Raw genomic sequence first — 26,444 nt, 5'->3', positions numbered from 1 at the left:
ATTGTGGGTGGCTGCCCCAACGCGCGGACTCGCAGAGTCCACGCTACAGCGCGCTACTGCGTGGCCACGGCCGCCGTATCCAGCAGCTGGGCTTTGGCCTGAATTCTTTGGCCGTCGTGCAGGTCCGGGGCTCCTTCGTACACCACGCGCTCGCCCGGTTTGAGGCCGTCTTTCACCACGTAAAAATCACCTAAGCGCGTCTGGGGCACGAAGTTGCGGGTGTGCACCAGGCCCTGCTGGTCCACCACGTACACGTAGTTTTTGTCCTGAATTTCGAACACCGCCTTTTGCGGCAGCAGCAGGGCATTGGGCAGCCCGCTGGTGAGGCGCACCTTGCCCGAGGCCCCGTGCTTGAGCAGGCGCTGCGGGTTGGCAAAGCGCGCTTTGAGGGCGATGGAGCCGGTGTTGGGGTTGAACTCGCTTTCGGCGGTTTCGATGTGGCCGGTGAGGGGGTACTGCTCGCCGTTGGCCAGCGTGAGGCGCACCGAGTCGGGGTGCTGCTCGGGGTGCTGCTGGCGGGCCTTGGTGTAGTCCATGTAGTTGCCCTCGGCCACGTCGAAGTAAGCAAACACGGAGCTCAGGTCCGACACCGTGGTGAGCAGGGTGCCTTCCTCCACCACGCTGCCCATCTTGAGCGGAATGCGGTCGATAACCCCATCAAATGGCGCGCGTACCAGCGTGTAGCTCAGGCTAAGGCGGGCGGCGGCCTCGCCGGCGCGGGCGGCCGCAATCTGGGCCTTCGCGTCGTTAATTTTGCTGTTCGAGAGCGACATTTCCGACTTGGCAATCACGTTTTTATCTACCAGCAGGCGCACGCGGTCGCCCTCCACGCGCACGGCGGCGGCCTGGGCCTGGGCGCTGGCTACGGCGGCCTGGGCCTGGGCCAGCTTGTTCTGGTAGGCGCTGGCATTGAGGCGAAACAGCAGTTGGCCCTTCTTCACGGGCTTGCCCTCCTCCACGTAAATGTGCTCCAGAAAGCCCGCCACCTGGGCCCGCACCTCCACGTTGCGCACGGCCTGCACGTCCACCACGTAGTCACGGTGCAGCTGCTGGCTGGAGGTTTGGAGCGTGACCACCGGCACCACGGGCGGGGCCTCGGCGGTGTCTTTTTCGGCCTTGGCCGAGCAGCTGGCGAGGCCAGCGGCCAGCAAACCCGCCGCAGCGGTCAGCGCAAACGGGCGAAAGAAAGAGCGGCGAAACAAGGAGTTCATGGAGTAAAAAATGAGCAGGCGAAAAGCCCCCGGCCGGCTACTGGGCCGAGGCGTTGGCGGTGGGCAAAACCACCGGTAGCCGGGGCTGCAAGGCCAGCAGGCTGTCCTGCTGGTGGTGGTCGGCCTGGCAGCGGGCCAGCAGCCGCTGCGTCAGGCGCAGGTCGGTTTCGGTTTCTTGGAGGTCTTCGTAGTCGGCCGCCGCCGGGGTCCTGTTGTAAAGTAGGAAGCCATTGAATACCAGCGATAAAGCCAGAGCCCCCGCTAGCAGCAAAGCCAGAAAATTCAACGACCGAAGCGGATTGGACATGGGCAGGCGGGGCAGTGTCAACTGCCCGCAAAGCACCCCCCGCGACATTAAAACGGTATGAGAACCGTATTAGAAAAGATGAAAATGGGGTGAATTATCACCCGCTGGCTTTGCCTGTTCCGAAGGTCAGACGACTAAAAAGTAGTCAGTGGCAATGCCTCTAACCCCGCCTGCGCTAACAGCGCCTGTGCCAAGGGCGCGGCGCACCCCACAACCAAATCAGCTGATTCGCCTTGGTAAAAGCACCACGAATGGTCGGCCGCAAAAAAATACGTGGGTAGCCCTCCACTCTCCTCGCGCACCTCTGGTAAATCAGCTAGTAAGCCGTACGTGAGCCAGTCGGCCGGGAAGCCATCGCTGCTACGGTAACCGTTGCCTTCTTCAGCTGACCCGTAGAAATAAACTGCCGTAGCTGACCCCAGCGCTTGGATAAGCTGCTGCACAAAAGCCGCTTCCAGCGCTGGACTACTACCTAAGTGGGGCGGCCAGCCACCGTAAGCCCGTGCTATATCAGCGCCGCTGAACTGTGCATCAAAAACCAAGTCCAGCGCGGCGGCTACTTCACGGTAGGTAATGGTTTCCAGTCGATTGGCCGAAGGCTGCCCCTGCACGATGCCATATTTCTTCCAAAAAGCTGCGCGCGCATTCAGCTCAGCTACTGTTCGTTGAGCAAACGAATACTCCGCAATAGGAACGCTCAGGTCAATGCCCAGCGGCGGCAGTAGCTTGAGGTAGGCCGCGTAGCCAGGTGGCAGGCCGGGCGCGGCCGGTGCGGCAGTAGCTGGCGTTTGGGGCAGCCAGGCAAGCTGGTCAGTGATGGGGACAGTTTGAAGGCTCATATGCTGGATAATGGGCAACTGTAAAGTTGCGCTTTACACCGGCGGTGCCGGCAGCCACACGGTGGCCGTAGTGCCCTGGCCCACGGCCGATGTCAACTCCAGCCGGCCTGCGTGGCGGCGCACAATGCGCTGGGTGAGGGGCAAACCCAGGCCGTAGCCGGGGCGACCCATTGCCCCGGCGGCCCGGTACAGCGGCTCGTAAATGTGGCTCAATTCGTCGGGACTGAGGCCGGGGCCGGCATCGGTGACGCGCACGCGCAGGGTGGCGGGGCCCTCGTAGGCCAGCTCGGCCAGCACGGGGCCAGCCGAGTACTTGGCGGCGTTGTCGAGCAGGTTGAGCAGGGCCGTGGTGAGCAGCTCGGCATTGCCGGGCAGCATAAATACATCGGCCTCGGCCTCCGGCAACGCACCAAAAGTTAGGCGCAGCTCGCGGCCGGGGTACTTGGCGCGGGCAAAATCCAGGGCCTGGGTCAGGCACTCGTCGAGGCGCACGGGGCCGAAGGGCGGCAGCGTGCCATCGGCCTTGGCCAGGGCTAATAGGCTGGTAGTGAGGCCCTGTAAGTGGCGGGCCGCATCGAGCGAGTGGGCCAGGCTCTCGCGGGCGTCGGGCAGGGTGGCGTCGTAGGCTAGGGCCGTTTCCAGGGTGCCGGTGAGCGTGGTGAGGGGCGTGCGCAGCTCGTGCGAGGCGTGGGCCAGGAAGCTTTTCTGCGATTCAAACGCCTGCTCCAGTCCGGCCAGCATGGTGTTGAAGGTGCGTGCCAGCTGGGCCAGCTCGTCGCGCCCGTTGCCCTCCGACAGCCGGCGGCCCAGGTTGGTAGCCGAAATGCGCCCCGCCTGCCGCCCAATGCGCGCCACCGGGGCCAGCGCCGCCCCCGCAAAGTACCAGCCCGCCAAAATGGTGAGCGCCAGCGCCCCCACGTTGCCCAGCAGCAGCAGCAGCCCCAGTTGGTACAGCCGCGCCCAGCCCAGCTGGTCATCGGCCGACACAAAAATGGCGTACTGCTCGCCCTCGTGGTCGTAGCTCCAGCCCACCGCCTCGCGCCGCCCGCTGGCCCCGAAGCCCGTGAGCTGGCCCGGCTGCAGGGCCCCCAGCCGCGCCCGGTTGGGGCCCTGGTCGATGTCGTCGGCGCTGCTGTAGCGCAGTTCGCCGCCGGGCCCGTAAATACTGATTTGCTCCTCGGGCAGCGTGAGCAGGTCGCGGCGGCGCAGGCTGCCCAGCTGCCCGGTTTCGAGCTTGCCGGGCCTGATGAGCAGCCGCGCCGCCAGCGTGGCGCTGGTGCCCAACCGGTGCTCAAAGCGCTGTGCCCGCGTGCTGGCATTGAAGTAGTAGATAAACGCCGAAAAGCTAACCTGAATGGCCAGCACCACCAGCGTAAAGCGTAGCATCAGCTTATTGCGAATCAGCATATTTGCAAGGGGTAGCGTGGACTCTGCGAGTCCGCGCGTGGGTCGTTTCAGTATCGTTCAACGCGCGGACTCGCAGAGTCCACGCTACCCTTCGCGCATCACGTAGCCCATGCCCACCACGGTATGAATGAGCTTGGGCGAAAAATCGCGGTCCAGCTTCTTGCGCAAGTAGCTCACGTACACATCAATAACGTTGGTTGTGGTGTCAAAGTCCAGGTCCCACACCCGCTCGGCAATATCCACGCGCGACACCACGCGGCCGCGGTTGCGTAGCAGGTGCTCCAGCAGCGAGTACTCGCGGGTGGTGAGGTCGATGCGCTGGCCGGCGCGGGCCACCGTTTTGGCGTCGAGGTCGAGCACCAGGTCGGCCATGCGCAGCTCGCGGCGCTCGCCGCTAGCGGCCGCGTAGCGCTGGGTGAGGGCGCGGGCCCGCATCAGCAACTCCCTGAATTCAAAGGGCTTAACCAAGTAGTCGTCGGCCCCGGCGGCGAAGCCGGCTTCCTTGTCGTCGAGGCTGTCGAGGGCCGTGAGCAGCAGCACCGGCACCTGCCGGCTATGCGCCCGAATGCGCTGGCACAGTTCCACGCCGTTCACGTAGGGCAGGTTCACGTCCATTATCACCAGGTCGTAGGGCTGCTGCTCGTAGAGCGACCAGCCCGTGCGCCCGTCGTAGGCCACGGTGAGGTCGTAGCCTTCGTGAGCGAAGCCTTTTTTGATGAACGAGGCCAGCGGCGGCTCGTCTTCGACCAGCAGAATTTTCATAAGCAAAAAGTACTACCCGCTATACGGCCCCGGTCCAAACAAGAACAGGCCGCCCCGCCAACAAAGGCGAAGCGGCCTGCGAAGAAATGTAAAACGGAGTAGCACTCCGTTTTACAGCTGCGGGGTCACCTGGCCGGCTTGCTCGCGGCAGTAGGTGATGAAGTCGGAATTGACGGGCTCCAAGCCACCTTCGCGCATCTTCACGGCCACCTGGCCGCGGTGATAGCTGGCGTGCATCACGCAGTGGGTCAGGATGTCGCTCACCTGCGAGTCGAACGCATCGCCCTGAGAATTAGAATATTGAATGTGGCGCAGTAGCTCGGTTTCGTCGGCATTGGCGCACAAGTCGGCAAACGCTTGTGATGTCTGCTCGTGCCAGTGGTGCAGCCCGGCGAGGTCGTGCTCCTGCCATACTTTCAGTGGGCTGGCCGTGCCCGAAAGGCGGGCAATCCAGATGGCCTGGGCATTGATAACGTGGCTGAAAATGCGCAGCGCCGGCTGCGGCGCTTCCTTGCCGGCGGCCACTGAGGAGTCGAGGCGGCGCAGCAAAGTTTCGTTGGCCCACACGTTGAAAACGCCGAGCTTGGCGATGGTGTTAATCATGGAGTACAGGAGAAGGAGGAAAACAAGGGGATTGGAAATGCAAAAGAACGTCATGCTCCTCTGACGTCCACTTACCGAAGCATTTCTACCGCGCCATTAGGGTTAGCCAACGGCGCGGTAGAAATGCTTCGGCAAGCGGACGTCAGATGAGTATGACGTTCTCTTTAAGATAAGCCGCCTCAGCGGGGGTCTTGCCACACCAGCTGCTCGTTGCTGCGGCGCTTGTTGAAGCTGCTGCACTTGCCATCGCCCCGGCCCGTGATGCCGCCTTCGGGGTGACACAGAATCTTGCCCTCCAAATCGTAGAGCGTCGATTGCTGGTCGCAGCACGGGGCCGACTCATAGTAAACCGTCTCACCCTCAAACTGATAGCGCGTGACGCGAATAATGGGGTTGCGCTTGCGCGTGGCCAGTATTTTCTGAATGCGGTTTTCCAGCCAGGCGGGGCGGGCCGTACTATCGAGGCGCATGTCGCGGGCGGGCACGGCATCCACGGTGTTGGTGCTGGTGGGCGCGGGCGTATTGGGCTGGCTCACAAAGCCTTCGGAAGGCGGCGTGGTGGGCGTGTTCACTACCACATCTTGCTGGCAGGCCCCCAGCAACAGGGTAAGGGCGATAAGTGGAATAGACAAACGACGCATAGCGGAAGGGAGTAGAAAAACACTGGTAAAAGTGTTTAGCCTTACGCCAACCAGCCCAAATAGTTAGCGCGACAGTAACCCCCAGATTTTGGGCCCAAACACGCAGCCGCCCACCGCCAGCGCGCCCAGCGCGGCCAGCAGCACCGCCCCGGCTGCCACGTCCTTGGCCCGCCCCGCCAGCGTGTGGTAGCCCGGCGACACCAGGTTGGTAAGCGCCTCAAGGGCCGTGTTGAACAGTTCGGCGGCCCACACGCTAGCTACGGCCAGCGCCACCAGCGCCCACTCGGTAAGGCTGAGGTTGAAAAACCAGCCCGCCCCCAACACCGCCGCCGTGGCCACCGCGTGAAACTGCAAGTGCACCTCCGTGCGCAGTGCCGCCCCCACGCCCCGAAGCGCGTGCCCGAAGCTGGCCGCCCGGCGGCGCAGCAAGCCGGGCCGGGCGGCCGGGCGGGCGGCGTCGGCCGTCGGTTCAGACATTGTACTCGGCAAAGGTGCTACGGCGCAGCTCGGGCCACTCGGGCCGGATGATGCTGAAAATGACCGTGTCGCGCCGGTAGCCATCGTGCAGCACGCGGTGGCTGCGCAGCGTGCCTTCCTCGGTGGCCCCCATGCGGCGCATGGCGGTTTGCGACTGCTGGTTGCGGCGGTCGGTTTCCAGCTCCACGCGCTCGCAGCCCAGCTGGTCGAAGGCGTAGCCCAGCAGCAGGTGCTTGGCCGCCCGGTTGAGGCCAGTGCGCTGAAAATCAGTGCCTACCCAGGTGTAGCCTACACTTAGCTTGTCGTTGTCGAGGTCGATATTGTAGTAGCTGGTGCTGCCCGCCAGCCGCCCCGTGGCCCGGTCGATAATGGCAAATGCGTAGCGCTGCCCGGCCTGCCGCGCCTGCAGGGCCGCCGCGATGTAGGCGGCCAGGCTCACCGCATCGTCGGCGCGGGTAACGGTGAATTGCCAGATTTCGGGCGCAAAGGCAACAAGCTTTAACTCTTCAAAATCAGCGGCTTCGAGGGGGCGCAGGCGCACGCGGCTATTTTCCAGTACCAGGTTTTGGGTGAAGTCGAGAGGCATGGCGGGCAGGGAGATAGTGCGGCCGCAAAGATGCGAAAAAACCGCGCCCAACTGCTAGCCACCCGCTACGGCTGCGCGGGGCAATGGGCGGCCACGTAGGCTTTGTACGCCGCGTAAGTGGGCTCCTGCACCAGGCTTTTGAGGGCGCGCACGTGCGGGTCGGCCAGGTCACTGGATTGGCTGCGCAGCAACATAAACCGCAGGCCGGTGTGCAACGGGGCGCAGTCGCCGGCCTCAGCCAAGTCCTTGGTTTTCAGCAAGGAGTAGTCAAATGCCGCCCGCTCGCTCGCCTGCGAGTCGCGCTGGCCGAGGGGCACCGCACTGAAATAGTGCAGGTGCCCAATTTCGTGGTACAGCACCACCACCAGCCGGTTATCGTCAAAATCGGGTTGTTGGTGCTCCAGAAAGCGCCGGTCGAGCCGCACCACGCCATTACCGAAAGCGGCGGCCGGGCTGCCGAGCCGTTCCGCGCTGGTTACCACCATAAAGCGCCGTAGCAGCGGGTCGTGCTGGCGCACATCGGTCAGCGCCGCGGTAAACTTGGGGTACTGCCGGGCCGCCTGGGCCAGCACCGTGCGCGCCGTGGCCGTGTCCACGGGCACCGCTTGCGTTAGCTGCGCATGGCTCGCCAAGGGAAGTAGTGATAAGTTAAAAATCAGATAAACAGCGTGATAGTGCATAGCCAAAGCAAGTAAAAGGCCGCTGCAAATGGGCCAAAAAACAAAGCCGCCTGGCACAAGGGCCAGACGGCTTTTACGGGCCAACGGGCCGCCGAAATTAAAACGAGTACGTGTAGCCGGGGATGGCAACAGGCTTTAATTCAATCAGTTCGCTACCATCAGCCAGAATGTGAACGGCTGCAATGCGGTCAGGTGTGATTTCACGGTTGGCTGCCTTACGGGCATCGCGCATAGCTTGCCTTGGGTCAGCTTTTTTAGAACGTTTCGCGGAAAATGCGGTCATAACGGCCAATAAATTGTTGCAACCCTTGTGGCTGGCTTGCCAGCGCAACGGGTAAAACAAAGATGAAGCTGTTTTCTCGTAATACCTCTACTTTATAGTGTGTTGGGTCGATTTTAAGTTCCAGCATTTTGGTGTAGAGCTGGAAGCGGCGCGTACTGGTATCGGTCGTTTCGTCCAGCATAGCAGCGGCAATAAAGCCAAAGCAGGCCTGAGGGTCTTGGCTGATGGTGTGGGCAATAATGTTCAACACCGTGGCCCCTAGTTTGCCCGCGGCATGCTGGTTGGTGCGCAGGCGGTACCGATAAACGCTTTTAATCTTGGCGTAAAAATCTACGGTGCATAAGTGGTCAGGATACTCTCTTACTTCCACCAAGTATTTGCGCCGCGAGGTGGGCGAGTGGATGAAGAACTTGTAAATCGATTCGGCCAGCCAGCTTTCCCGCCCCGCCGTGTTATTACGGTTGCGCTGCACCCGGCGGTAGGGGAGGATGGTATTGAACAAGGGAGTACGCTCTTAAAAATCAGTTGTCATCGTGAGCACTGCGAAGCAATCGCACCCGAACGATGGACAAACAACCGGCGCGGGTATCGTTCGGATGCGATTGCTTCGCGGTGCTCGCAGTGACAACTGATTTTTACTTAATCTCGCCCACCATATCCTCGGGCTTCAGCCACTGGTCGAAGTCCTCAGACGTCACGTAGCCGAGCTGAATGGCGGTTTCCTTCAGCGTCGAGCCATTTTTGTGGGCCGTCTGGGCAATTTCGGCGGCTTTGTAGTAGCCGATGTGGGGGTTGAGGGCCGTTACCAGCATCAGGCTGCTATCGACGTGCTTCTTGATGTTGGGCAAAATGGGCTCGATGCCCACCGCGCACTTGTCGTTGAAGGCCACGCACACGTCGCCGAGCAGGCGGGCCGAGTGCAGGAAGTTGTAAATCATGACGGGCTTGAACACGTTCAGCTCGAAGTGACCCAGCGAGCCGCCGATAGTGATGGCCACGTCGTTGCCCATCACCTGGGCCGCTACCATAGTCATGGCTTCACACTGGGTGGGGTTCACCTTGCCGGGCATGATGCTGCTACCGGGCTCGTTATCAGGAATATGGATTTCGCCAATGCCGGCGCGCGGACCGCTGCTGAGCATCCGGATGTCGTTGGCGATTTTCATCAAACTCACGGCCACCATCTTCAGCGCGCCGTGGGTTTCCACAATGGCATCGTGGGCGGCCAGGGCCTCAAACTTGTTTTCGGCCGTGACGAAGGGCAGGCCCGTGAGGTCGGCAATGTGCTTGGCCACGTTCTCGGAGTAGCCGGCGGGCGTGTTGATGCCCGTGCCCACGGCCGTGCCGCCCAGCGCCAGCTCGCTCAAGTGGCTCAGGGTGTTGTTGATAGCTCGCAGGCCGTGGTCGAGCTGCGACACGTAGCCCGAAAACTCCTGGCCCAGCGTGAGCGGCGTGGCATCCATGAAGTGGGTGCGGCCGATTTTCACCACGTGCTTGAAGTCTGCCGACTTCTTCTTCAGCGTGTCGCGCAGCTTCGTGATGCCGGGTATCGTATTCTCTACCAGTATCTTGTAGGCCGCAATGTGCATGGCCGTGGGGAAGGTGTCGTTGCTGCTCTGCGACTTGTTCACGTCGTCGTTCGGGGCCAGAAACTTCTTCTCGTCGCTTAGCAGGCCGCCGTGCAGCACGTGGCCGCGGTAGGCAATCACCTCGTTCACGTTCATATTGCTCTGCGTGCCCGAGCCCGTTTGCCACACCACCAGCGGAAATGAGTCGGCGAGCTTGCCGGCCAAAATCTCGTCGGCCACCTGGCCAATGAGGGCGGCCTTGTCGGCGTCGAGCACGCCGGCGTCGCGGTTGGTGAGGGCGGCGGCCTTCTTCAAGTAAGCGAAGGCAGCGATAATCTCCTTCGGCATCCGGTTGATGTCCTGCGCGATGGGGAAGTTTTCGATGCTGCGCTGGGTTTGGGCGCCCCAATAGGCGTCGGCGGGTACTTGCACCTGGCCCATGGTGTCTTTTTCGGTCCGAAACTGGCTCATTTAGGTGAGATAGTGAGATGGTGAACTAGTGAGAAACCCGGTCGGCAAGGCCAATCGGCACGTGCGCAAAAGTACAGTGCCTGCTCTGCCCCCGGCAGCCATTACCATCCCAACTGCGTAAGCACATTCACGTCTCACCAATTCACTATCTCACCACTATGAGCCAGCATACGCCCACCCCCGACCCCCACACCGAGCCGCCCGTACCCGTGCAAGGCGACGGCGTGCCCGATTACAGCGACGTCGAAATCAAAACCGAGTCTGACTTGCCCACGCCCGATAAGGCCGGCGGCAGCGCCACCGAGCCCGAAAGCGGCGGCGGCTACAGCGGCTAGGTTTTAGGTATTGCTGCTTTTGCTAATCGTCTGTCATGCTGACGAAGGAAGCATCTTATCAGGTTAGAACGACTCGTTCAGCCCTGATAGGATGCTTCCTTCGTCAGCATGACAGACGTTGTTTTTTAGCTCCCTTTTTGCGTAGTAGCTTGGCTGCCCGGTACGAACGCCCGTGCCACTTAGCCCTGCCTATGTCGTTTGCTACCCTCATTCGGGCTACTGCCGCGCTACTCGCGGCGGCTACCCTGCCCGCTTGCCAGCCCGCGGCCACCACCGCCCCGGCCACCACGCCCAGTACCTACTTCCCGGCCCCCGAGGCGAGCGTGAAAACCGGCGGCGTGCAGGTAATTTCCATCACCACGCCCAAGGGCAAGTTCAACGTCTGGACCAAGCGGTTTGGCAACAACCCCAAAATCAAGGTGTTGCTGCTCAATGGCGGCCCCGGGGCCACGCACGAATACTTCGAGTGCATGGAGAGCTTCTTGCCGCAGGAGGGCATCGAGTTCATCTACTACGACCAGCTAGGCTGCGGTAACTCCGACAACCCCCGCGATACCAGCATGTGGAGCCTGCCCCGCTACGTGGAGGAAGTGGAGCAGGTGCGCCAGGCCCTGCACCTGGACAAAAGCAACTTCTACCTGCTGGGCCACAGCTGGGGCGGCATCCTAGCCGCTGAGTACGCCTTCAAGTATCAGCAAAATCTCAAGGGCCTTATTATCAGCAACATGATGATGAGCTGCCCCGCCTACGGCAAGTATGCCCAGGATGTGCTGGCCAAGCAGATGAAGCCCGAAGTGCTCGCCGAAATCCGCCAGATTGAGGCTAAAAAAGACTTCGCCAATCCGCGCTATATGGGGTTGCTGGAGCCCAACTTCTACGCCGAGCACCTATGCCGTATCGTGCCCAACCCCGAGCCGGTGACCCGCGCCATGAGTAAAGTCAACCAGTCGCTCTACGTGACCATGCAGGGCCCCAGCGAGTTCGGCATTTCGGGTAAGCTCACCACCTGGGACCGCACCAAGGACCTGCCGCAACTCACAATTCCGGTGCTCAGCATCGGCGGCAAGTACGATACCATGGACCCCGCCCACATGGCTTGGATTGCCACCCAGGTCAAGCAAGGGGCATCACTTATCTGCCCCCAAGGCAGCCACATGGCCATGTACGACGACCAGCAGGTGTACATGGCCGGCTTCACCAGGTTCCTGAAAACGGTGGACGATGGCTCCTTTAAAAAGGGTGAATGAGTAAGTTGTGAATGAGTGAATCAGCAACTGGTATTAACGTCATTTGCTGATTCACTCAGTTACAACTCACTCATTCATTCCTTAAAAAGGCACCGCTACCGTCACCATGCGGGGCGCGCGCTGGCCACCGCTGATGCCGGGCACCCACTTAGGGCCGTCGCACACCAGGCGTTGGGCCTCGGCGTCGTAGTCAGCCCGCAGGCCGTGCAACACCCTCATTTCCTGAATCTTGCCATCGGCCCCGATGGTTACGCCCAGCTGCACCGTGCCCGAGAGGGGCGTATCAGGCAGCTCGGGCTTGAACTCGGTGGCCTCGCGGCGTACTTGCTCGCGCCAGGCGGCGTAGCCCCCCACCGGCGTGGGCGGTAGCCCCGGCGCGTTGGGCATGGCCGTGGCCCGCACTTTCACCGCGTTATCGTAAGGAGTGCTGCGCAGCGCCAGGCCGCTCACGCGCCCTGCCAGCGCTGCCGAGTCGGGAAGGGTGGGCGCGGCAGCGCGGGCTACCGGCGCGGCGGGCGGTGTAGTAAGGATTGTGGGCGCGGGCGAGTCCGCGACTAAATCAGGTACAGATTGAGTCGGTACTGCGGCAACTGGGGTCGGCTTACTGAAGGCAACGTCTTTAGAAGAAAGCTTTGCCAGTGGCCGTTGGGTGGGCTGCCTCACCGCCGCGGAACTGGGGCGGGCCGCCGGCCGGGCTACGGCCATCGGCGCGGCTGAGCTGGCAGGTGGTGCCGATTCAGTAGCCGCTGACGGCGGGGCAGCCGCCGTAGGGGCGGCCGGTGCCGCAGGCTGCGTAGTGGCAGCAACAGGTACCTGCGCCGCCGGCGAATGCTGACGCTGCTGCCACGCCCACCAGCCGCCGGCAATCAACCCAAAAAGCAGGGCGGCGGCGGCCGCAAGCTGCGGCACCAGCCAGCGGTGGCGGCGCGTTTCGCGCACCAGCCGGGCCGGGGCGGCTTGCTGCTGCGTGCGCTGGCGCAGCCGCAGCTGGAGCTGCGCGAGGGCCTGGTCGGTGGTGGCGGCGGGCGTTTGCATGAGGCCGGCCAGCACATCGGCGCAGCGGGCGCAGGCCAGGGTGTGGGCCTCCACGCGGTGCTGGGCCGCGGGGGCCAGCGTGCCCGCCGCATACTGGCGCAGCAGCGTCACCGGCAGGTGCGGGCCGGCCGGGGCAGTAGCGTTCAGTAAGGAGTTGGCAGGCAGCATGTTAATTTAATTAGGAAGGAAGAATTTAGAGTGAAGAATTGGGTTTTGGGAGAAGAATATAGATAAGCTGTTTCAGCATGACGGTCTGCTACTTCTTCATTCTTCACTCCTGATTTTTAATTCACTACTTAGGTTGCGCTTGAGCATGCGGCGGCCGTTTTGCAAGTGGCTTTTGACCAGGTTGAGGGCCAGGCCGGTGGCGGCCACCACTTCCTGATACGATTTTTCTTCGAGGTAAAACAACTCCAGGCAGCGGCGCTGCTCGGCGGGTAGCTGGGTGAGCGCCAGCTCCAGGGCTTGCAGGTCGGCCTCGTGCTGGTCTGCGGTTTCGGCCTCGAAGGTGGCATCGGGCAGATGCCGGGCGGCGGCGTTTTCCACATCGGTGGCCTCCGGAAACAGCACCAGCGGGCCGCCGCTGGCCGTGCCCCGCTGCCGGGCGCGCAGCTCCATGAGGCAAAAGTTGCGTGCCGTGGCATAGAGCCAGGCCCCAAAGTTGTCGGGCACGTGGGTGCGCAGCTTGGTCACGAGCTGCTCAAAGAGCTGCATAGTAGCATCTTGCGCATCTTCGTCGGGCGGGGCCAGGTAGCGTCGGCACACCGCAAACACCTCCGGCAGGTGCCGCTCATACAGCGTGCCCAGCGCGGCCACATCGCCGCCCTGGCGGTAGCGGGCCAGCACCTCCTGGTCGGAGAGGGCGGCGGCTGGGACGATGGGGGCGCGGCGACTAAAAAACACGGCAGCAAAATACGCCCAACCGGCGCTAGCCCCACAAAAAAAGCCCGCGCCAGGGGCGCGGGCTTTCAGCGAAGCGGTCAGAACTAGTTCTGCGAAGCAGCCTTCATGTTGGCTTTGGTTTCGCGGGCCGACTTGGCAGCGGCGTCGCCCATGGCGTCCATTTTGTTGCCAGCGGCATCCATTTTGGCGTCCATCTTGGCACCGGCTTCGTTGGCGTTCGCCTTGGCGCGGTCGGCAGCGGCATCCATTTTGTTGCCGGCCTGGTCCATTTTGTCGTCAATCTTGTTGCCAGCGGCATCCATTTTGGCTTCCATTTTGTCGCCGGCAGCGTCCATTTTGTCACCCGCAGCATCCGCTTTGGCTTCCATTTTGTCGCCTACTTGGTCGGCGCTGGGGGTGGTTACCTCGGTGGTAGTCGAGCCATCGGCGTTTTTGGTGGTGTCGGTCGAGCAAGCGGTGAAGCTCAGGGCGATGGCGGCAGCGAACAGGGTTTTGAGCGAGGTATTCATAAGATTAAAAAAAGAAGATGAGGAGCTAGTGAGCTTGTGCGGCTTAATTAGCACCAGGGCCAAAAGGTAACCTTAGGAGAAGCCGGGAAAACTAACTTTTTCGGGCCGCGCCAAGTATAGCCAGTTAACTTATCCTTTTCCCCCATGGACTCTACCGCCGCTACCCCGCACACGCCCCCCACGCCCGAAGTGCAGCTGCACATCAGCGACGAGCAAAACACGGCTTTGCTGACCGACACGCTCACCCTGCTGGGCCAGGGCCTCCCGAACGCCGACGGGGCCACCGGCCTGCGCGAGCTGGAGCGCTGGGAAACCGTGCTGGCCGCCAGCGACCGCCCCGGCCTAGCTAAAATAAAGCAGGAAATCAAGCTCTTACGCGAAATGCTGGGCTCGTCTGACACGCAGGCCCACGAGGTGGCCGAGGTGCTGGCCAGCCTCGGCGCCGAAGCCGCAAAGGTGGGCGAGGAGGCCGCCAACGGCTATTCCGATTCGCTGCACCAGTTGAGCCGCACGCTCATTAAGGCCGGCAACTTGCTGTCGCGCTAGCCGCCCGCCAAACTCCGTTTTCCCATTTGCTATACCCAGGTGTGGGTAGGCCCCCGGTAGTTGTAGCCAACTGCTGGGGGCCTACCCACATCTGGGTTTTTGGCGTAGCCGGGTTTTAAGCAACCTGGTCGCGTGATTTAGGATAATAATCTGATGGCCAATATATTAGCTCCAAGGTGTTCTTCATGTTCATTAAATGTTCATTAAAAACGTAACTAACTAGCTCGCTACTGGTAAACGACGCAAAACCTGCGAACTGCCGCTGCCAGCCCTGCCCCGGGGCGGGCCTCAGCTGCGGTAGCTGCCCACCGCGCCGCGCTGCCTCTGGCCGGCTTTCTTCCCACCGGCGGGCCCTCTAACTGCTTTATATACTGATAATTAGAATCCCTATGGCTTCACACGCTACGGCTGGCTTGCCGCCGCCCACCCCCTGGCAGCGCCTCACGCGGATGCTCGACACGGAGCGCCCCACCATTCGCTACATCATTTTTTACGCCATCATCACGGGCCTCATCAGCCTGTCGCTGCCGCTGGGCACGCAGGCGGTGTTCAACCTGGTTTCGACGGGGGCGGTGTTTGGCTCTACCTACATTTTGGTGGCCGTGGTGGCGGGGGGCGTGCTGCTGGGAGGTATTCTGCTGGTGGGCCAAATGACGCTGGTGGAGGCCATTGAGCAGCGCATTTTTGCCAAAGCGGCCATCGAGTACGCCTACCGGCTGCCGCGCATCAAGGCCGAGGCGCTGGCCGGCCAAGACCCCCGGGAGCTGGTTAACCGCTTTTTTGACATCCTGACCATCCAAAAGGGGTTGACCAAGCTGCTGGTCGATGTCATGTTTGCGGTGCTGCAAATACTGATGGGCGTGCTTGTGCTGGCTTTTTACCACCCCATTTTTATTGGGTTTGGCTTATTCACCATCCTGGCCCTGATAGTTGTGTTCATGCTCAATTACCGCCAGGCACTGCGCACGAGCATCGACGAGTCGGCCTATAAATACCAGCTGGTGGCCTGGCTGGAAGATGTGGCCGGCCGCATCGACGAGGTGCGCGGCGACGACGCGGAGGAGCACAAAACGCTGGCCCGCGCCGACGAGCTGACTTCCAAGTACCTGCACGCCCGCAACGCTCACTTCCGCATCCTGAAATCGTACTATGCCTACGGGGTGGGGTTGCGCACCATTCTTACGGCGGGCCTGCTCATAGCGGGCACGCTCTTCGTGGTGTCGCGCCAGATGACGCTGGGGCAATTTGTTGCGGCTGAAGTACTTATTGTGATGATTAGCGGCTCGATAGAAAAACTAATGACGAGCGTTAACACCATTTTTGACGTGCTGACGGGCGTAGAAAAAGTGGCCGCCGTAACTGACCTGCCCTTGGACGAGCACAAAAATTCCATCGCCTTAGACCATGCTTAATCTCTCCAACCAACACGTGGCCGAGGAGGTGTGGCAGCAGGTATCCCGGCAGTCGCGCCCCGAGCTGCTGCGCACCTACGCCAGCCGCAAGCTGGGCCGCATCCTGGCGGTAATCGGCATTGTGTTCCTTATTATCCTGTTTTTGCCCTGGCGCCAGACTATTTATGGCACCGGCACGCTCACGGCTCTCACGCCGCAAGACCGCCCGCAAAACATTCAGAACCAGATAGCTGGCCGCATCGAGCACTGGAACGTGCGCGAGGGCCAGCTGGTGCACCGCGGCGATACCCTGCTGACCATCTCCGAAATCAAGGACGAGTACTTTGACCCCAACCTGCCCGAGCGCCTGCGCGAGCAGCTGACTGCCAAGCGCGGCAACGTGGCCGCCAACGTGGCCAAAATTGCGGCTACCGACCAGCAAATGGCCGCCCTGCGCGCTACCCTGGAAGTGCAGCTAGAATCGGCCCGCAACAAGGTGGAGCAAGCTCAAAACTACCTCGACAGCGACCGGGCTGACCTGGTGGCCATTACCACATTCTACGAAACAGCCAAGGCCCGGCTGCTGCGCTACGAGGAAGGCTACAAAAATGGCCTTTTTTCGCTCACCGACATCGAAACGCGCCGCCTTAAGCTGCAAGAAGACTTGGCCAAAGTAACCTCGCAGCGCAACAAGGTGAACAGCAGCATCCAAGCCTTGGCCAACGCCCGCATCGAGCTCGCCAACCTGCGCGCCAAGTACGGCCAGGACTTGGCCAAAACCCTGTCGGACCGCAGCTCGGCTGTGTCGAGCCGGGCTAGCTCGGAAGGCGAGGTGTCGTCGCTGCGCAACAAAATCAGCAACGTGGCCGTGCGCCGCGGCCTCTACGTGGTGCGCGCGCCCCAAACCGGCTTCATCGTGCGGGCCCTCAAGGCTGGCATCGGCGAGACGATTAAGGAGGGCGAGTCCATTGCCACGCTCCAGCCCGAAGCGCCGGTGCTGGCCGCCGAGATGTACGTGCGCGCTATGGATGTGCCGCTAATTCAGCGCGGGCGTATAGTGCGCCTGCAGTTCGACGGCTGGCCGGCCATCCAGTTCACGGGTTGGCCGTCGGCCGCCGTGGGCACGTTTGGCGGCTTTGTCACGGTCATCGACGTGGTGAGCACTACCAGCGGCAAATACCGCCTGCTGGTGCGCCCCAGCCAGCCGCAGCCCGGCGACCAGCCCTGGCCTAAGCAGCTGCGCCTGGGCTCGGGCGTGCAGGGCTGGGTTATCCTCGACTCGGTACCCGTGTGGTACGAAATCTGGCGGCAGCTCAACGGCTTCCCACCTACCCTCAACACCGAGCCCGACGGCACGCCCGTGAAGGAAGACAAGGAGAAAGCCAAGTAACCCATGTATTCATTCACGTTGATTTTCAAGAGTTTACGGCAGGCACTGGCTAGCCCGGCCTGGCACTGGCTGCCCGTGCTGGCGCTACTGGCTGGCCTGGCGCACCCCGCTCGGGCCCAAGACCCGCAGCTGCCGGCCCGCAAGTCGGGCCTGGAGCGCGCGCCCCTCCAAACCGAGCAGCTGGCCGAGGTGCAGCCCGCCGATACGGCCAAGGTGTTTTCGCTGCAAGACCTAGCCGACCTGGTGTTTGCCAACCACCCCATTGTGAAGCAGGCCGCCCTGCTCAGCGACGAGGCCCGCAGCCAGGTGTTGCAGGCCCGCGGCGGCTTCGACCCCAAGCTGGGCTCCGATTTTCACCGCAAGCAATTTGGTGGCACCGACTATTATAACAATTGGCACAACGAGCTGAAGGTACCCATCTGGCCCGGTGGCATCGACCTTAAGGCTACCTACGACCGCTACGCCGGCACCTACGTCAACCCCGAGAACCGCACCCCGCTCAACGGCCTGGCTGGCCTGGGGCTGTCCATTCCCATCGGCCAGGGCTTGCTCATTGATGCCCGCCGCAGTACCCTGCGCCAAGCCCAAATCATGCAGACCGCCGCCGAGGCCGACCGCGTGAAGCAGATAAACGAGGTGTGGCTGCAAGCCGCCAAAGACTACTGGAACTGGTACTACACCTTCCAGCAGGCGGCCCTCATTCAGGAAGGCGTAGCCCTGGCCGACCGCCGCTTTCAGGGCACCGCCCGCCGCGCCCAGATTGGCGACCAGGCTCCCATCGACTCGGTAGAGGCCCAAATAACCGTGCAGGACCGCCAAGTGCAGGCCACGCAGCTGCAAGTAGACTTGCAAAATGCGCGCCTTGTGCTGTCCAACCACCTCTGGAACAACAAGAACCAGCCCGTGGAGCTGCCGCGCTACGCCGCGCCCCAGCCGCCCGTGCTCGATACCGTGCGCCGCGCCGAGTACCAGCGCCTCGCCGAGCTGGCCGCCGCCAGCCACCCCACGCTGGTGAAGCTCGACGCCAAAAGCCGCCAGTTGGGCGTGGAAGAGCGTTTCCGCCGCGAAATGCTCAAGCCCAAGCTCAACCTAACCGGCACGCTCATCAGCCAGGGCGATTTTTATCAGAATGAACTACCTGATTACTACCGGTTTGGTATAGATAACCACAAGGTAGGTTTTGACTTTGCCTTCCCGTTATTCTTGCGCGCCGAGCGCGGCAAGCTGCAATACACGCGCATCCAAATCAAGGAAAACGTGCTGGAGCAGCAGCAAAGCCAGCGCACCATTGTCACGCAGGTCAATACGGTTTACAACACCCTCAAGGCCTACGAGCGTCAACTTGCGCTGCAAGCCCAAACTATTGCCAATCAGCGCATTCTGCTGCGCGCCGAGCTGGCCAAGTTTGAGCTGGGCGAAAGCACCATCTTCCTCATCAACGCCCGCGAAACTAAGCTTATCGACCTGCGCATCAAGCAGGAAAGCCTGCGGTCGAGCTATGAAAAATCGCGCGCCGAGCTGTACTACTACGCGGGCAGCCGCTCGGTAAACGCCAAATAGCCGGGGCCTGGTAGACCTGCACGGTGGCGTTGGATACATCTTGGTGGCTTTGGCTGTCCACCACCTGGCCTTCCACCGTGGTCGTGCCCGTGGTGGGGTCCGGCTGGCAGCCGGTCAGCAGCGGGAGCAGTAGGGCGTAAAGGAGGGGACGTTTCATGGGAGCAAAAGCCACACATGCTAGAAGGGGATGCGTACCGTTACCGTGTCTAAAGCACTGGCCTGAACAGTGGTATTGGTATCTGTATCCTTTCCTTGGTCATTGATTGACCATAACAAACCTGTTTTGAAATTTGCCAAAAGGGGGCGAATTACGATAGTATCTCGTGGATAGTAGAAGGTGTCGCCTGAGCCCTCGTAACCTTGTACATGGATAATTACCCTACTTTTAGGTGGCACATCAACAAGTTGGAGCTTGACCTGTACGCTTCTCCAAATCGAGTGCCAGTTGTGAGTAGAGAAAGGTGTAACTTTCACTACCTGACGACTGAGAAATGAAAAAAGGACGATTCAGCGAGGCCCAGATTATGGCCATTCTCCAACAGCAAACCAGCGGGCAGACGGTGGCCCAGATTGTGCGCGAGCACGGCTTAAGCGAGGCTACATTTTATGCCTGGAAAAGCAAATACGCCGGGGCTAGCGTGGCGGAGCTAACCCGGCTCAAGCACCTGGAAGAGGAGAATCGCAAGCTCAAGCAGATGTTCGCGGACCTAAGCCTAGAGAATCAGGCCCTCAAGGAGATACTGCGAAAAAAGTAAGTAGCCCGGCGGCGCGGCGCCAGGCAGCGCCGGGCTTAGTGCGTAAAGGCTGGAGCCAGCGCCGGGCGTGTGCCCTGGTGGGGCTGGCGCGCGGCAGCTACCATCCCGTGGCGCAGGGGCGAAACGATGAGCCCGTGCAGCAGGCACTGCGGACGTTAAGTGGGCGGCATCCGGGCTGGGGTTTCTGGAAGCTGCACCACCGCTTACGCAAAAACGGACTGGTAATCAATCATAAACGTAGGTTGCGCATCTATCGGGCACTGGCCCTTAACCTACCCCGGCGCCTGAAAAAGCGCGTGCCGGCCCGCGTGAAGCAGCCCTTAGCGGTGCCCGAGGCAGCCAACGGGTGCTGGTCAATCGACTTTACGAGCGACGTGTTGACCGATGGCCGCCGATTCCGGACGCTCAACGTGCTCGACGACTACCACCGCGAGCTGCTGGGCGTGGAAATTGACTTCTCCTTGCCTGCTAGTCGCGTCGTGCAGGTGCTGACGCGCTTAGTCGAGTGCTATGGCCGCCCCATGCAGCTGCGCACCGACAACGGCCCTGAATTTATTAGCGCCAAACTGCGTGAGTGGTGTGAGCAGCAGGGTATTACGCTACACTGGATTCAGCCCGGCAAGCCGACGCAGAATGCGTACATCGAACGCTTCAACGGTTCGTTCCGCCGCGAACTGCTCGACGCTCACCTGTTCCGCTCGCTGGCCCACGTGCGCCAACTGGTCGACGAGTGGCGGCACGACTATAACACCCAACGGCCCCACCAGGCCTTGAATTTTATGACCCCTATCGAATTTAAACAAGCCGCTTAACCTCTGCCTACCACTGGCTTATCGAACGGGGAAGCGTACAGATGGGCCCCGCGTCCTGTACGTCGAGGGTGCTGATGGTAGGCATGAAGGTGTTATGGTCGCCGCCCGATACCAGCGCGTGGTCGCTCACGTCCTGGGCATCGCCGGCCGTGCGCGCGCCCGCGCCCGCGCCCGCGCCCGAGCCGGGGGCCGTGTCGTAGTTGCCCCAGCCGGGGTCGGAAGTTTTGGTGTGGACGTAAGGGCTGTAAGGCCTTTTCCAGCGTAGCACCAAGTGGTCGCCGCGGCCCAGCGCGTAGCTATAGTTTTGACCCACTATAAATGGGGTGCCCCTGAACGGATTAATACTAGTGCGCAGCATCAGCATACCGGGCGACATATCGGGCGGAAACGCGGCCTGCCCGCTGCCGTTGGCAATGGCCACCTTGCGCAGCAGCGACGGGTAGGAGCCCGGTGAGGCCTGCCACTGCGTGCGGTAGGGCGTGGCCCCGTCGGCAAAGTGAAACACGAGCATCTGCATCGAGGCCTCGCGCAGCAGCTTGGTATGCACTACTTCCTCGGCACCACCCGCGCCAATCCAAGCCCCCTGCAGGCGGTCGAACAGGTATTGCAGGCCCAGCGGCACGTTGGCCCCGCGGTGGGGCGAGTCAAATGAGACGTAGAGCTTGCTGTTGTGGCACAGGTTCTGTTGCTCCATCCAGGCCAGGGCAAAGCGGGCCACCTGCCCGCCCATGCTGGCCCCGATTACCAACGTTTCCTCGGCATCGGCGGTGCGGTCGTCGGCCTGGTTTATCCATTGCAGCAGCTCCACGAGCACCATCGCGTTGTGCTGAATGAGGCCGGCCCCATCCGAAAAATCGAGGTACACGATGTCGTAGCCGCCACCGTGCGTGCCATCGGGCAGCGTGGTGCTGGTGGCCGCCTGCAGCTGCCTGCCCGCTGCCGTTGGCAATGGCCTGCGCAGGTCCGGGAATTTCTCCAGCGCCTTATACTCGCTGTTGTAGTCCACCAACTCGTTCCAGCCGGCCGCGCCGTTGCGGTAGCCGCCAAACTGCTGGGCCGGGCCCGTCTCAAAGTCGCTGAGTGGCAGCGGCCCCGTTTGGGCAATGTAGTGGTTCGGGCCCGCCGCGCCCGAGTTGTTGCGAAACGCCGGAAAGTCGATGCCTTCCACAAACACCAGCGGGTGGCGCAGCCGGTGCGTGCCATCGGGCAGGGCCGGGTTATCCTCGGCATACTTTATCCAGGCAATGGCCGAGGCCCGGCCGTTGGGGCCCGACACAATGGCCGGTGGCGGCACAAACGCGCCCCATTTGCGGCTGGCTACCAGGCCCAGGGCCATGTCGGGGGCCTGGCTGGCCGTTTGCAACGTGCTGAGCGTGGTGGCCGCCATGAAGCTGGTAGTGGGGTCTGTTACCCGAATGGTGCCCCCGCTAAACAGGCTGGGTGGCGGCGTGCGACCGGGCCCCGGACCGGATAGGGCAAGACGGCTGCCTGGCTGGTAGTCCGCCGGCTGGCGGGCAGGTCCAGCATGCCGTTTACCTGCACCCCGATGGTGGAGCCCATCGCAACGGTGCGTGCGCCCCAGCCATCCCCAAAATCAATGCGCACCGTGGCCGGTGGGGCCGTGTTGCCCAGCCAAAACTCGGGTCCCACGTACAGGCTTAGTACGCGGCCGGCCGCCACTAACAGGGGCAGCGCCACCGAAAAAACGCGTCCGCTCGTGTAGGGGCTACGGCTGAAGTTTGGCCCCTCACTCACCCGCTCGTTCACCGAATCGACGGTAAGTGACTGGCTACTAAAGGCGTCACTGGCAAATTCATTGTAGTTGTACTGAAGCATAAGCAGCGGCACGGTACCCTGCTGCGTGCGCTGGGTAATGCTGGCTCGCAGCGCCGCCAGTGTGGGCAGTTGGCTCGTGTCGAGCGCGGCCTGGTAAAACTCGGCGTACTGCTGCTCGAAGCCGGCGTAGCTGGCGGCCGTGTCACCCTGCCCGCTAAAGAGGTGGGGGTCGGTAAAAACCGGCGTCCGGTTGAGGAGTACCCCGGTCGGGATGCGGTTGGGGTTGAGCCCGGCCAGGGCGGTCCGCAGTTCCTTGAAGGTTGCCCACGTCGGCAGTGGGGGCTTGCTGGCCCCAACCGGGGGCATAGACCCCGCTCAGCAGGCCAAGCAGCAGCAACAGGCGTGATAATTTTTTGGTCATGGGAAGAGGGAAAAGGAATGGATAAAAAGAGAACCGTAGCTAGCATCTTTACAGCTGAAAATCAGCTTAGTATAAAGTAGTGCTGAAATCGGTGGAAATGTACTAATATATAAGGAATAATAAATTTTATTTACTTATAATTAACTGATGTCACTTTAGAAATTATTCAAGTTCAAATTTCTGTAAATCAATTAATTATAAAAGAAAAATTAGACATTGGAACGAGTTGAAGCATTTGCTAACGTCTGATTTTACTGGTGTGCCCCGTTTGCTGGTCCGGTGCCCACCCCCCCCTTGCCACCGCGTGCTGGCGTTAGCCCCCGCCCCGGGAGCCAGACTTGCGTGCAGCAGGCTGAACTTCACGTGCTCGCCGCCGCCCGCGCTGCGCTAAGCCGCCGGGCCCGACCTTTGCGGCCGTTACCCGCGCCGCTTATGATTACGCTTTACGACCCTTTTGAGGGCATGCAGTTTGGCCCCGGCCGCTGCTTTCTCACCGGCCAGCCCGTGGGCCCGGCCGATACCGTGCCGGTATTTGCCGACTGGCTAACAGCTACTTACCACTTGGCCGAGCGCCCCATCTACCTGCTCGACCAAAGCCACACCACCTACGCCGCCCTGCGCCTGTCGCTGGTGCCTGCCCTGCACGCCCGCCTCGCCGCGCTGGAAGCCGAGGTGCAAGCCGCCGCCCTGGCCGGCCCCGCCGCCCTGCGCGCCCTGCCGCCCGCCCGCCTGTGGCAGTGGCTGAGCAAGATGTTCTACGGCATCTTCGCCGCCGAGCTGGTGCAGCAGCAAGCGCCGCTCATTAAGCCCCAGTATCCGCTGGCCGAAAACGTGCACCTGCTCCAGCGATTTCGGGCGTTTTTTCAGCTGCTGCAAGGCCTGCGCGTGCCCACCGACTACGCCGATTTTATCCCCGGCTCAGTGTTCGTGCTTGAAGTAGATGCCACCTATGAAGCCCCCGCCTTTGAGTACGACGACGACCTTAATACGCTGGTTTTCAGCATTAAAATGGGTAACGCCGTGGTAGTGGGCACGTTAGTGGATATTGGCTTCATCAGCCAGGCCATGCGGCAGGTGTACCACGATGCCCAGCGCCCGCTGCACCCCGCGCAAGTAGCTGAGTTTAAGGCCCGCGCCTACTACGCGGCCTACCTGCTGGCGGCCGTGCCCGACGTGTACCCCCGCCGCCCCGGCCCCCTCGACCCCCCCGGCACCGAGCTGGTGCTCGACGCGCTGGTGGACGACGTGACGGCCACCATTTTCAACCCCTGGGATAACCTCGGCTACGCCCACACCCTCACCGGCCTCTGGCCCCGCTGGGGCATCGGCGAAGCGCGCATCCTGGCCAATCCCTTTCAGCCCATGAGCCTGCTTTACAATGCGGAGGGCCGGGTGCAAAGCGCCGCCGAAGCCGCCGTGTGGCTGTAGAAAGAGTGGGGAATGCTACTGGTTTGCGGGGGTCGTCCTCCCCGGAGCACCCCACCCCTGGCCCCTCCCCTTCGGGAGAGGGGTGCCACGGCGGCGCTTGCATTGGCTTGCGTCAGGCACCCCTCTCCCGAAGGGGAGGGGCCGGGGGTGGGGTGCTCCGGGGAGGGCGACCCCGCACAGTGGTAAGCTCGTCCGAACGCCCCGCCCGGTCTGCCCGTATGCAAAACCCCGGCCTCACCAAGAGGCCGGGGTTTTTAGTAATCTCCCTTTTCTATGACTGCTTCTCTTCTCAAAGCCGGGGCTGCGCTGTCGGCCGCTAGCTTGCTGCTGGCCAGCTGCAATGGCAACGACTCGGCCACCAATCAGGCCCGCGGCACCATGCCCGCCGACTCTACGGCGGCCCACGTGCCAGCGCCCGTGCCCGCCAACTCGCCGCTCACCATCGTGGCCGAGTTCGCCGACCCGCAGGTAACGGGCGTGGCCGTAGCGCCGGGCGGCAAAATCTTCGCCTTCTCACCGCGCTGGGACTACAACCCCACTTTCCCGGTGGCCCTGGTGGGGGCCAACAGCACCCTCACGCCGTACCCCGACGCCGGCTGGTGCACCTGGAACGACTCGGTAAAGGCGGAGCCCCAGAAACACTGGATTTGCCCGCAGGCCGGCTACGTCGATAGCCAGGGCATGCTCTGGATAATTGACCCCGCCGCCCCTGGCCTCAAGTTCACAGTGCCCGGCGGCGTGAAGCTGGTAAAAACCGACCCTAAAACCGGCCAGGTGCTCCAGACCATTCTGTACCCCGAGAGCGTGGCCCCGCGCCATTCGTACCTCAACGATGTGCGCATCGACCTGCAAAACAACTACGCCTACCTCACCGACTCGGGCACCGGCGCGCTGGTCGTCACCGACCTCAAAACCACCAAGTCGCGCCAGCTGCTAGCCAAGCAGCCCTCCACGCTCCCCGATAAAGGCTTCATTACCAAGGCGCAGGGCCACGCCCTGTACGACCCCACTGGCAAGCCCGGCGCGTTCAAAGCCGACGGCATTGCGCTGAGCACTGATAACCAGTACCTCTACTACCGCGCGTTGTCGGGCCACTCGCTCTACCGCATCAAAACTGCCGTGCTCCGCAACGCGGCCCTCACTGAGGCCCAGGTAGAAGCCGCCGTGGAGAAGCTGGCCGATGCCCCCGCCTGCGACGGCATGGAGATGGATAGTAAGAACAACCTGTACCTCACGGCCTTCGAGAACGCGGAAATCCTGCGTCGTACGCCCGATGGCAAAACGGAAAGCCTCGTGAAAGAAGCCCGCTTGGAGTGGCCCGATACCTTCGCCTGGGACCCCGATGGCAAGTCCATCTACTTCACCACGTCGGCCATTCACAAAACGCCGAACTGGAATAAAGGCGTAGGCCAGCCCCGCGAGCCCTACCGCATCTATAAGATGGCGCTGGCAAAATAATTGCCGCGCTTGTCGCTAGCCAGGAAGCCGTTGTGTCTATGTCCGCGCAAGGCGCTGGCCATTGGCCGGCGCGTTCGCGGGCGGCTTACGCGGGCAATCGGCCGGGTGCGGGTTTCCTGCATCCGGCCCGGCGGGGTGCTGGCTACCATGCTGGGTGCCTTGGCAACTAACTGTATCTTAACGTCTTTGGTAAAAATGTCTACTTTTTCACTCGGGTGAGTCAGGATATCCATGCAGTGCCGGTGGCGCTTGTTCATGGTATCGTGCACCGTATACACGCCATCGAGCTTGGGCGAAATGCCCCGTACCCGCACCTTATCGCCGTAATTGAACTTACCGCCCCAGCGCGTCAGCAAGTCATTGGAGAGGGCCATCCAGTGCGTCTTGCTGCTATAGTGGCGCTTGATGCGTGAGTTGTCGGCCGTTACAAATGGCTCCTTATCTGTTTGACCCGGCACGGCCTGGTAGGCGGTAGCCGTTACGGTAAACGTGCGGGCGCTGGCTTTAAGCAGCTTTTTTTTCCGCGCGGTGCGCGTTACCAGCCGGTGGCTGGTGCCCGCGGAGGCAATAAACGTAGTGCGGTTGGTAGTAGCGGTAGTGGTTTCGGCTGGGTGCGGCCTGGTAATCAGGGCCGCAGCGGCTAGCAGAATGTTTGCCACTAATTTGACATTATCCATTCATAAAATAGTGATTAGTGCGCCAGTTAGGCCCGGCGTTCTGGGCATTCTTTCCTCTATAATAGTTAGAAGAAAGCCTTTAACAGTGAATGAGATAGAATGGTTGTGGATAAATTTATTGTCCAACAAACACTACCGCCATTAGCTTAAAGTGAGGTCCTTAGCCGGAAAAATTCTATCTGCGCCGGACTAGTATGGCCCACCGCAGCTAGTAGCAGCAGGCGCCGTACCCTGGCTAAAAAATGCCGTTGAGCATTGCTCGCAGGCCCCTAAGGGGCTAGGTATCCTGGCTAATTCAGTTAAATTGGCCAACCATCGGTAGCTCCGCCGATAAGCTCCGCAGTCAATAAGTTGGTTATCAGCAAG

General features: G+C 61.7%; 29 protein-coding genes. 9 read left to right on the top strand and 20 right to left on the bottom strand.

The window, feature by feature from the left end; all coding sequences use genetic code 11:
* Positions 1–53 precede the first annotated feature (53 nt).
* The 13 genes from ACYVGC_RS20590 to fumC all read right to left on the bottom strand — a co-directional run bounded on the left by ACYVGC_RS20590 (position 54) and on the right by fumC (position 9,835).
* The gene (locus tag ACYVGC_RS20590; protein WP_460585745.1) at positions 54–1,211 is read right to left on the bottom strand and encodes an efflux RND transporter periplasmic adaptor subunit; all 1,158 of its coding nucleotides are present in this window, start codon (positions 1,209–1,211) and stop codon (positions 54–56) included.
* A gap of 37 nt (positions 1,212–1,248) precedes the next feature.
* Complete coding sequence (locus ACYVGC_RS20585) at positions 1,249–1,518, bottom strand: hypothetical protein (protein WP_460585744.1); 270 nt, start codon at positions 1,516–1,518, stop codon at positions 1,249–1,251.
* A gap of 134 nt (positions 1,519–1,652) precedes the next feature.
* Entirely contained in the window at positions 1,653–2,357 is a 705-nt protein-coding gene (locus tag ACYVGC_RS20580; protein WP_460585743.1) for a hypothetical protein, read from the bottom strand.
* Positions 2,358–2,390: 33 nt separating this feature from the next.
* Positions 2,391–3,764 (bottom strand): sensor histidine kinase, encoded by a 1,374-nt coding sequence (locus tag ACYVGC_RS20575; RefSeq protein ID WP_460585742.1) that lies wholly within the window; start codon positions 3,762–3,764, stop codon positions 2,391–2,393.
* 84 nt (positions 3,765–3,848) lie between these two features.
* Complete coding sequence (locus tag ACYVGC_RS20570) at positions 3,849–4,526, bottom strand: response regulator transcription factor (protein WP_460585741.1); 678 nt, start codon at positions 4,524–4,526, stop codon at positions 3,849–3,851.
* 111 nt (positions 4,527–4,637) lie between these two features.
* The gene (locus tag ACYVGC_RS20565) at positions 4,638–5,129 is read right to left on the bottom strand and encodes a DinB family protein (RefSeq protein WP_460585740.1); all 492 of its coding nucleotides are present in this window, start codon (positions 5,127–5,129) and stop codon (positions 4,638–4,640) included.
* A gap of 179 nt (positions 5,130–5,308) precedes the next feature.
* Positions 5,309–5,770, bottom strand: a complete 462-nt coding sequence (locus tag ACYVGC_RS20560) for a DUF6970 domain-containing protein (RefSeq protein ID WP_460585739.1) — start codon at positions 5,768–5,770, stop codon at positions 5,309–5,311.
* A gap of 63 nt (positions 5,771–5,833) precedes the next feature.
* Positions 5,834–6,247: a diacylglycerol kinase family protein gene (locus ACYVGC_RS20555; protein ID WP_460585738.1), complete on the bottom strand. Its 414-nt coding sequence runs from the start codon at positions 6,245–6,247 to the stop codon at positions 5,834–5,836.
* A complete protein-coding gene (locus ACYVGC_RS20550; protein WP_460585737.1) occupies positions 6,240–6,833 on the bottom strand; it encodes a GNAT family N-acetyltransferase in 594 nt (197 codons plus the stop codon). Before ACYVGC_RS20550 ends, ACYVGC_RS20555 begins: the two co-directional genes overlap by 8 nt.
* Positions 6,834–6,898: 65 nt before the next feature.
* Positions 6,899–7,513, bottom strand: coding sequence for a hypothetical protein (locus ACYVGC_RS20545; RefSeq protein WP_460585736.1), 615 nt, complete (start codon positions 7,511–7,513; stop codon positions 6,899–6,901).
* A gap of 97 nt (positions 7,514–7,610) precedes the next feature.
* Positions 7,611–7,796, bottom strand: a complete 186-nt coding sequence (locus tag ACYVGC_RS20540; RefSeq protein ID WP_460585735.1) for a hypothetical protein — start codon at positions 7,794–7,796, stop codon at positions 7,611–7,613.
* Positions 7,768–8,268 carry a hypothetical protein gene (locus ACYVGC_RS20535; protein ID WP_460585734.1) on the bottom strand — a complete coding sequence of 167 codons (501 nt, stop codon included), beginning with the start codon at positions 8,266–8,268 and terminating at the stop codon, positions 7,768–7,770. Before ACYVGC_RS20535 ends, ACYVGC_RS20540 begins: the two co-directional genes overlap by 29 nt.
* A gap of 163 nt (positions 8,269–8,431) precedes the next feature.
* A complete protein-coding gene (gene fumC / locus ACYVGC_RS20530) occupies positions 8,432–9,835 on the bottom strand; it encodes a class II fumarate hydratase (RefSeq protein ID WP_460585733.1) in 1,404 nt (467 codons plus the stop codon).
* Between the two features lie 158 nt (positions 9,836–9,993).
* Between fumC and ACYVGC_RS20525 the strand changes: the two genes are divergently transcribed.
* Both ACYVGC_RS20525 and ACYVGC_RS20520 read left to right on the top strand, forming a co-directional pair.
* The gene (locus ACYVGC_RS20525) at positions 9,994–10,170 is read left to right on the top strand and encodes a hypothetical protein (protein WP_460585732.1); all 177 of its coding nucleotides are present in this window, start codon (positions 9,994–9,996) and stop codon (positions 10,168–10,170) included.
* Between the two features lie 191 nt (positions 10,171–10,361).
* A complete protein-coding gene (locus ACYVGC_RS20520) occupies positions 10,362–11,417 on the top strand; it encodes an alpha/beta hydrolase family protein (protein WP_460585731.1) in 1,056 nt (351 codons plus the stop codon).
* Positions 11,418–11,498: 81 nt separating this feature from the next.
* On the opposite strand, the gene ACYVGC_RS20515 is transcribed toward ACYVGC_RS20520, so the two are convergent.
* From ACYVGC_RS20515 to ACYVGC_RS20505, 3 genes are all read right to left on the bottom strand, one after another.
* Positions 11,499–12,620 carry a hypothetical protein gene (locus tag ACYVGC_RS20515; RefSeq protein WP_460585730.1) on the bottom strand — a complete coding sequence of 374 codons (1,122 nt, stop codon included), beginning with the start codon at positions 12,618–12,620 and terminating at the stop codon, positions 11,499–11,501.
* A gap of 96 nt (positions 12,621–12,716) precedes the next feature.
* Positions 12,717–13,355: an RNA polymerase sigma factor gene (locus ACYVGC_RS20510; protein WP_460585729.1), complete on the bottom strand. Its 639-nt coding sequence runs from the start codon at positions 13,353–13,355 to the stop codon at positions 12,717–12,719.
* An 83-nt stretch (positions 13,356–13,438) separates the two neighbouring features.
* The gene (locus tag ACYVGC_RS20505) at positions 13,439–13,864 is read right to left on the bottom strand and encodes a hypothetical protein (RefSeq protein WP_460585728.1); all 426 of its coding nucleotides are present in this window, start codon (positions 13,862–13,864) and stop codon (positions 13,439–13,441) included.
* Positions 13,865–14,008: 144 nt separating this feature from the next.
* Here ACYVGC_RS20505 and ACYVGC_RS20500 point away from each other — a divergent pair, with 144 nt between their 5' ends.
* The 4 genes from ACYVGC_RS20500 (at position 14,009) to ACYVGC_RS20485 (ending at position 18,751) form a co-directional block, all read left to right on the top strand.
* Entirely contained in the window at positions 14,009–14,410 is a 402-nt protein-coding gene (locus ACYVGC_RS20500) for a hypothetical protein (RefSeq protein ID WP_460585727.1), read from the top strand.
* Positions 14,411–14,799: 389 nt separating this feature from the next.
* Entirely contained in the window at positions 14,800–15,822 is a 1,023-nt protein-coding gene (locus ACYVGC_RS20495; protein ID WP_460585726.1) for an ATP-binding cassette domain-containing protein, read from the top strand.
* Positions 15,815–17,191: an HlyD family secretion protein gene (locus tag ACYVGC_RS20490; protein WP_460585725.1), complete on the top strand. Its 1,377-nt coding sequence runs from the start codon at positions 15,815–15,817 to the stop codon at positions 17,189–17,191. The genes ACYVGC_RS20495 and ACYVGC_RS20490 overlap by 8 nt, the downstream gene beginning before the upstream one ends.
* A gap of 3 nt (positions 17,192–17,194) precedes the next feature.
* Positions 17,195–18,751 (top strand): TolC family protein, encoded by a 1,557-nt coding sequence (locus ACYVGC_RS20485; RefSeq protein ID WP_460585724.1) that lies wholly within the window; start codon positions 17,195–17,197, stop codon positions 18,749–18,751.
* Here ACYVGC_RS20485 and ACYVGC_RS20480 read toward each other — a convergent pair.
* Positions 18,663–18,908 carry a lipoprotein gene (locus ACYVGC_RS20480; RefSeq protein WP_460585723.1) on the bottom strand — a complete coding sequence of 82 codons (246 nt, stop codon included), beginning with the start codon at positions 18,906–18,908 and terminating at the stop codon, positions 18,663–18,665. The genes ACYVGC_RS20485 and ACYVGC_RS20480 overlap by 89 nt on opposite strands.
* A gap of 334 nt (positions 18,909–19,242) precedes the next feature.
* Between ACYVGC_RS20480 and ACYVGC_RS20475 the strand changes: the two genes are divergently transcribed.
* Positions 19,243–20,318, top strand: a protein-coding gene (locus ACYVGC_RS20475; RefSeq protein WP_460585722.1) for an IS3 family transposase whose coding sequence is annotated in 2 segments (ribosomal slippage) — positions 19,243–19,495 and positions 19,495–20,318 — 1,077 coding nt in all. Because the reading frame shifts where the segments join, the coding sequence is not laid out codon by codon here.
* 7 nt (positions 20,319–20,325) lie between these two features.
* Here ACYVGC_RS20475 and ACYVGC_RS20470 read toward each other — a convergent pair.
* Positions 20,326–21,705 (bottom strand): lipase family protein, encoded by a 1,380-nt coding sequence (locus tag ACYVGC_RS20470; protein WP_460585721.1) that lies wholly within the window; start codon positions 21,703–21,705, stop codon positions 20,326–20,328.
* A 20-nt stretch (positions 21,706–21,725) separates the two neighbouring features.
* The gene (locus ACYVGC_RS20465; protein ID WP_460585720.1) at positions 21,726–22,460 is read right to left on the bottom strand and encodes a hypothetical protein; all 735 of its coding nucleotides are present in this window, start codon (positions 22,458–22,460) and stop codon (positions 21,726–21,728) included.
* 487 nt (positions 22,461–22,947) lie between these two features.
* Here ACYVGC_RS20465 and ACYVGC_RS20460 point away from each other — a divergent pair, with 487 nt between their 5' ends.
* A complete protein-coding gene (locus ACYVGC_RS20460) occupies positions 22,948–23,943 on the top strand; it encodes a hypothetical protein (RefSeq protein WP_460585719.1) in 996 nt (331 codons plus the stop codon).
* A 273-nt stretch (positions 23,944–24,216) separates the two neighbouring features.
* Entirely contained in the window at positions 24,217–25,401 is a 1,185-nt protein-coding gene (locus tag ACYVGC_RS20455) for an SMP-30/gluconolactonase/LRE family protein (RefSeq protein ID WP_460585718.1), read from the top strand.
* Here ACYVGC_RS20455 and ACYVGC_RS20450 read toward each other — a convergent pair.
* Complete coding sequence (locus ACYVGC_RS20450; protein WP_460585717.1) at positions 25,377–26,060, bottom strand: hypothetical protein; 684 nt, start codon at positions 26,058–26,060, stop codon at positions 25,377–25,379. The two genes, ACYVGC_RS20455 and ACYVGC_RS20450, sit on opposite strands and share 25 nt — an antisense overlap.
* Between the last annotated feature and the right edge of the window lie 384 nt (positions 26,061–26,444).

Source organism: Hymenobacter arcticus (genome assembly GCF_054779975.1).
The sequence above is the reverse complement of the archived record's forward strand: the minus strand, read 5'-3'. Positions and strand labels throughout refer to the sequence as shown.

What these genes read in the sequence shown, in the direction of transcription:
- ACYVGC_RS20485 (WP_460585724.1), top strand. Translation starts at nt 17,195, where the DNA reads ATGTATTCATTCACGTTGATTTTCAAGAGTTTACGGCAGGCACTGGCT.
- ACYVGC_RS20495 (WP_460585726.1), top strand. Translation starts at nt 14,800, where the DNA reads ATGGCTTCACACGCTACGGCTGGCTTGCCGCCGCCCACCCCCTGGCAG.
- ACYVGC_RS20560 (WP_460585739.1), bottom strand. Translation starts at nt 5,770, where the DNA reads ATGCGTCGTTTGTCTATTCCACTTATCGCCCTTACCCTGTTGCTGGGG.
- ACYVGC_RS20550 (WP_460585737.1), bottom strand. Translation starts at nt 6,833, where the DNA reads ATGCCTCTCGACTTCACCCAAAACCTGGTACTGGAAAATAGCCGCGTG.
- ACYVGC_RS20590 (WP_460585745.1), bottom strand. Translation starts at nt 1,211, where the DNA reads ATGAACTCCTTGTTTCGCCGCTCTTTCTTTCGCCCGTTTGCGCTGACC.
- ACYVGC_RS20480 (WP_460585723.1), bottom strand. Translation starts at nt 18,908, where the DNA reads ATGAAACGTCCCCTCCTTTACGCCCTACTGCTCCCGCTGCTGACCGGC.
- ACYVGC_RS20460 (WP_460585719.1), top strand. Translation starts at nt 22,948, where the DNA reads ATGATTACGCTTTACGACCCTTTTGAGGGCATGCAGTTTGGCCCCGGC.
- ACYVGC_RS20540 (WP_460585735.1), bottom strand. Translation starts at nt 7,796, where the DNA reads ATGACCGCATTTTCCGCGAAACGTTCTAAAAAAGCTGACCCAAGGCAA.
- ACYVGC_RS20505 (WP_460585728.1), bottom strand. Translation starts at nt 13,864, where the DNA reads ATGAATACCTCGCTCAAAACCCTGTTCGCTGCCGCCATCGCCCTGAGC.
- ACYVGC_RS20575 (WP_460585742.1), bottom strand. Translation starts at nt 3,764, where the DNA reads ATGCTGATTCGCAATAAGCTGATGCTACGCTTTACGCTGGTGGTGCTG.
- ACYVGC_RS20455 (WP_460585718.1), top strand. Translation starts at nt 24,217, where the DNA reads ATGACTGCTTCTCTTCTCAAAGCCGGGGCTGCGCTGTCGGCCGCTAGC.
- ACYVGC_RS20470 (WP_460585721.1), bottom strand. Translation starts at nt 21,705, where the DNA reads ATGGCGGCCACCACGCTCAGCACGTTGCAAACGGCCAGCCAGGCCCCC.
- ACYVGC_RS20565 (WP_460585740.1), bottom strand. Translation starts at nt 5,129, where the DNA reads ATGATTAACACCATCGCCAAGCTCGGCGTTTTCAACGTGTGGGCCAAC.
- ACYVGC_RS20555 (WP_460585738.1), bottom strand. Translation starts at nt 6,247, where the DNA reads ATGTCTGAACCGACGGCCGACGCCGCCCGCCCGGCCGCCCGGCCCGGC.
- ACYVGC_RS20570 (WP_460585741.1), bottom strand. Translation starts at nt 4,526, where the DNA reads ATGAAAATTCTGCTGGTCGAAGACGAGCCGCCGCTGGCCTCGTTCATC.
- ACYVGC_RS20580 (WP_460585743.1), bottom strand. Translation starts at nt 2,357, where the DNA reads ATGAGCCTTCAAACTGTCCCCATCACTGACCAGCTTGCCTGGCTGCCC.
- ACYVGC_RS20545 (WP_460585736.1), bottom strand. Translation starts at nt 7,513, where the DNA reads ATGCACTATCACGCTGTTTATCTGATTTTTAACTTATCACTACTTCCC.
- ACYVGC_RS20520 (WP_460585731.1), top strand. Translation starts at nt 10,362, where the DNA reads ATGTCGTTTGCTACCCTCATTCGGGCTACTGCCGCGCTACTCGCGGCG.
- ACYVGC_RS20585 (WP_460585744.1), bottom strand. Translation starts at nt 1,518, where the DNA reads ATGTCCAATCCGCTTCGGTCGTTGAATTTTCTGGCTTTGCTGCTAGCG.
- ACYVGC_RS20515 (WP_460585730.1), bottom strand. Translation starts at nt 12,620, where the DNA reads ATGCTGCCTGCCAACTCCTTACTGAACGCTACTGCCCCGGCCGGCCCG.
- ACYVGC_RS20465 (WP_460585720.1), bottom strand. Translation starts at nt 22,460, where the DNA reads ATGCCCCCGGTTGGGGCCAGCAAGCCCCCACTGCCGACGTGGGCAACC.
- ACYVGC_RS20525 (WP_460585732.1), top strand. Translation starts at nt 9,994, where the DNA reads ATGAGCCAGCATACGCCCACCCCCGACCCCCACACCGAGCCGCCCGTA.
- fumC (WP_460585733.1), bottom strand. Translation starts at nt 9,835, where the DNA reads ATGAGCCAGTTTCGGACCGAAAAAGACACCATGGGCCAGGTGCAAGTA.
- ACYVGC_RS20500 (WP_460585727.1), top strand. Translation starts at nt 14,009, where the DNA reads ATGGACTCTACCGCCGCTACCCCGCACACGCCCCCCACGCCCGAAGTG.
- ACYVGC_RS20490 (WP_460585725.1), top strand. Translation starts at nt 15,815, where the DNA reads ATGCTTAATCTCTCCAACCAACACGTGGCCGAGGAGGTGTGGCAGCAG.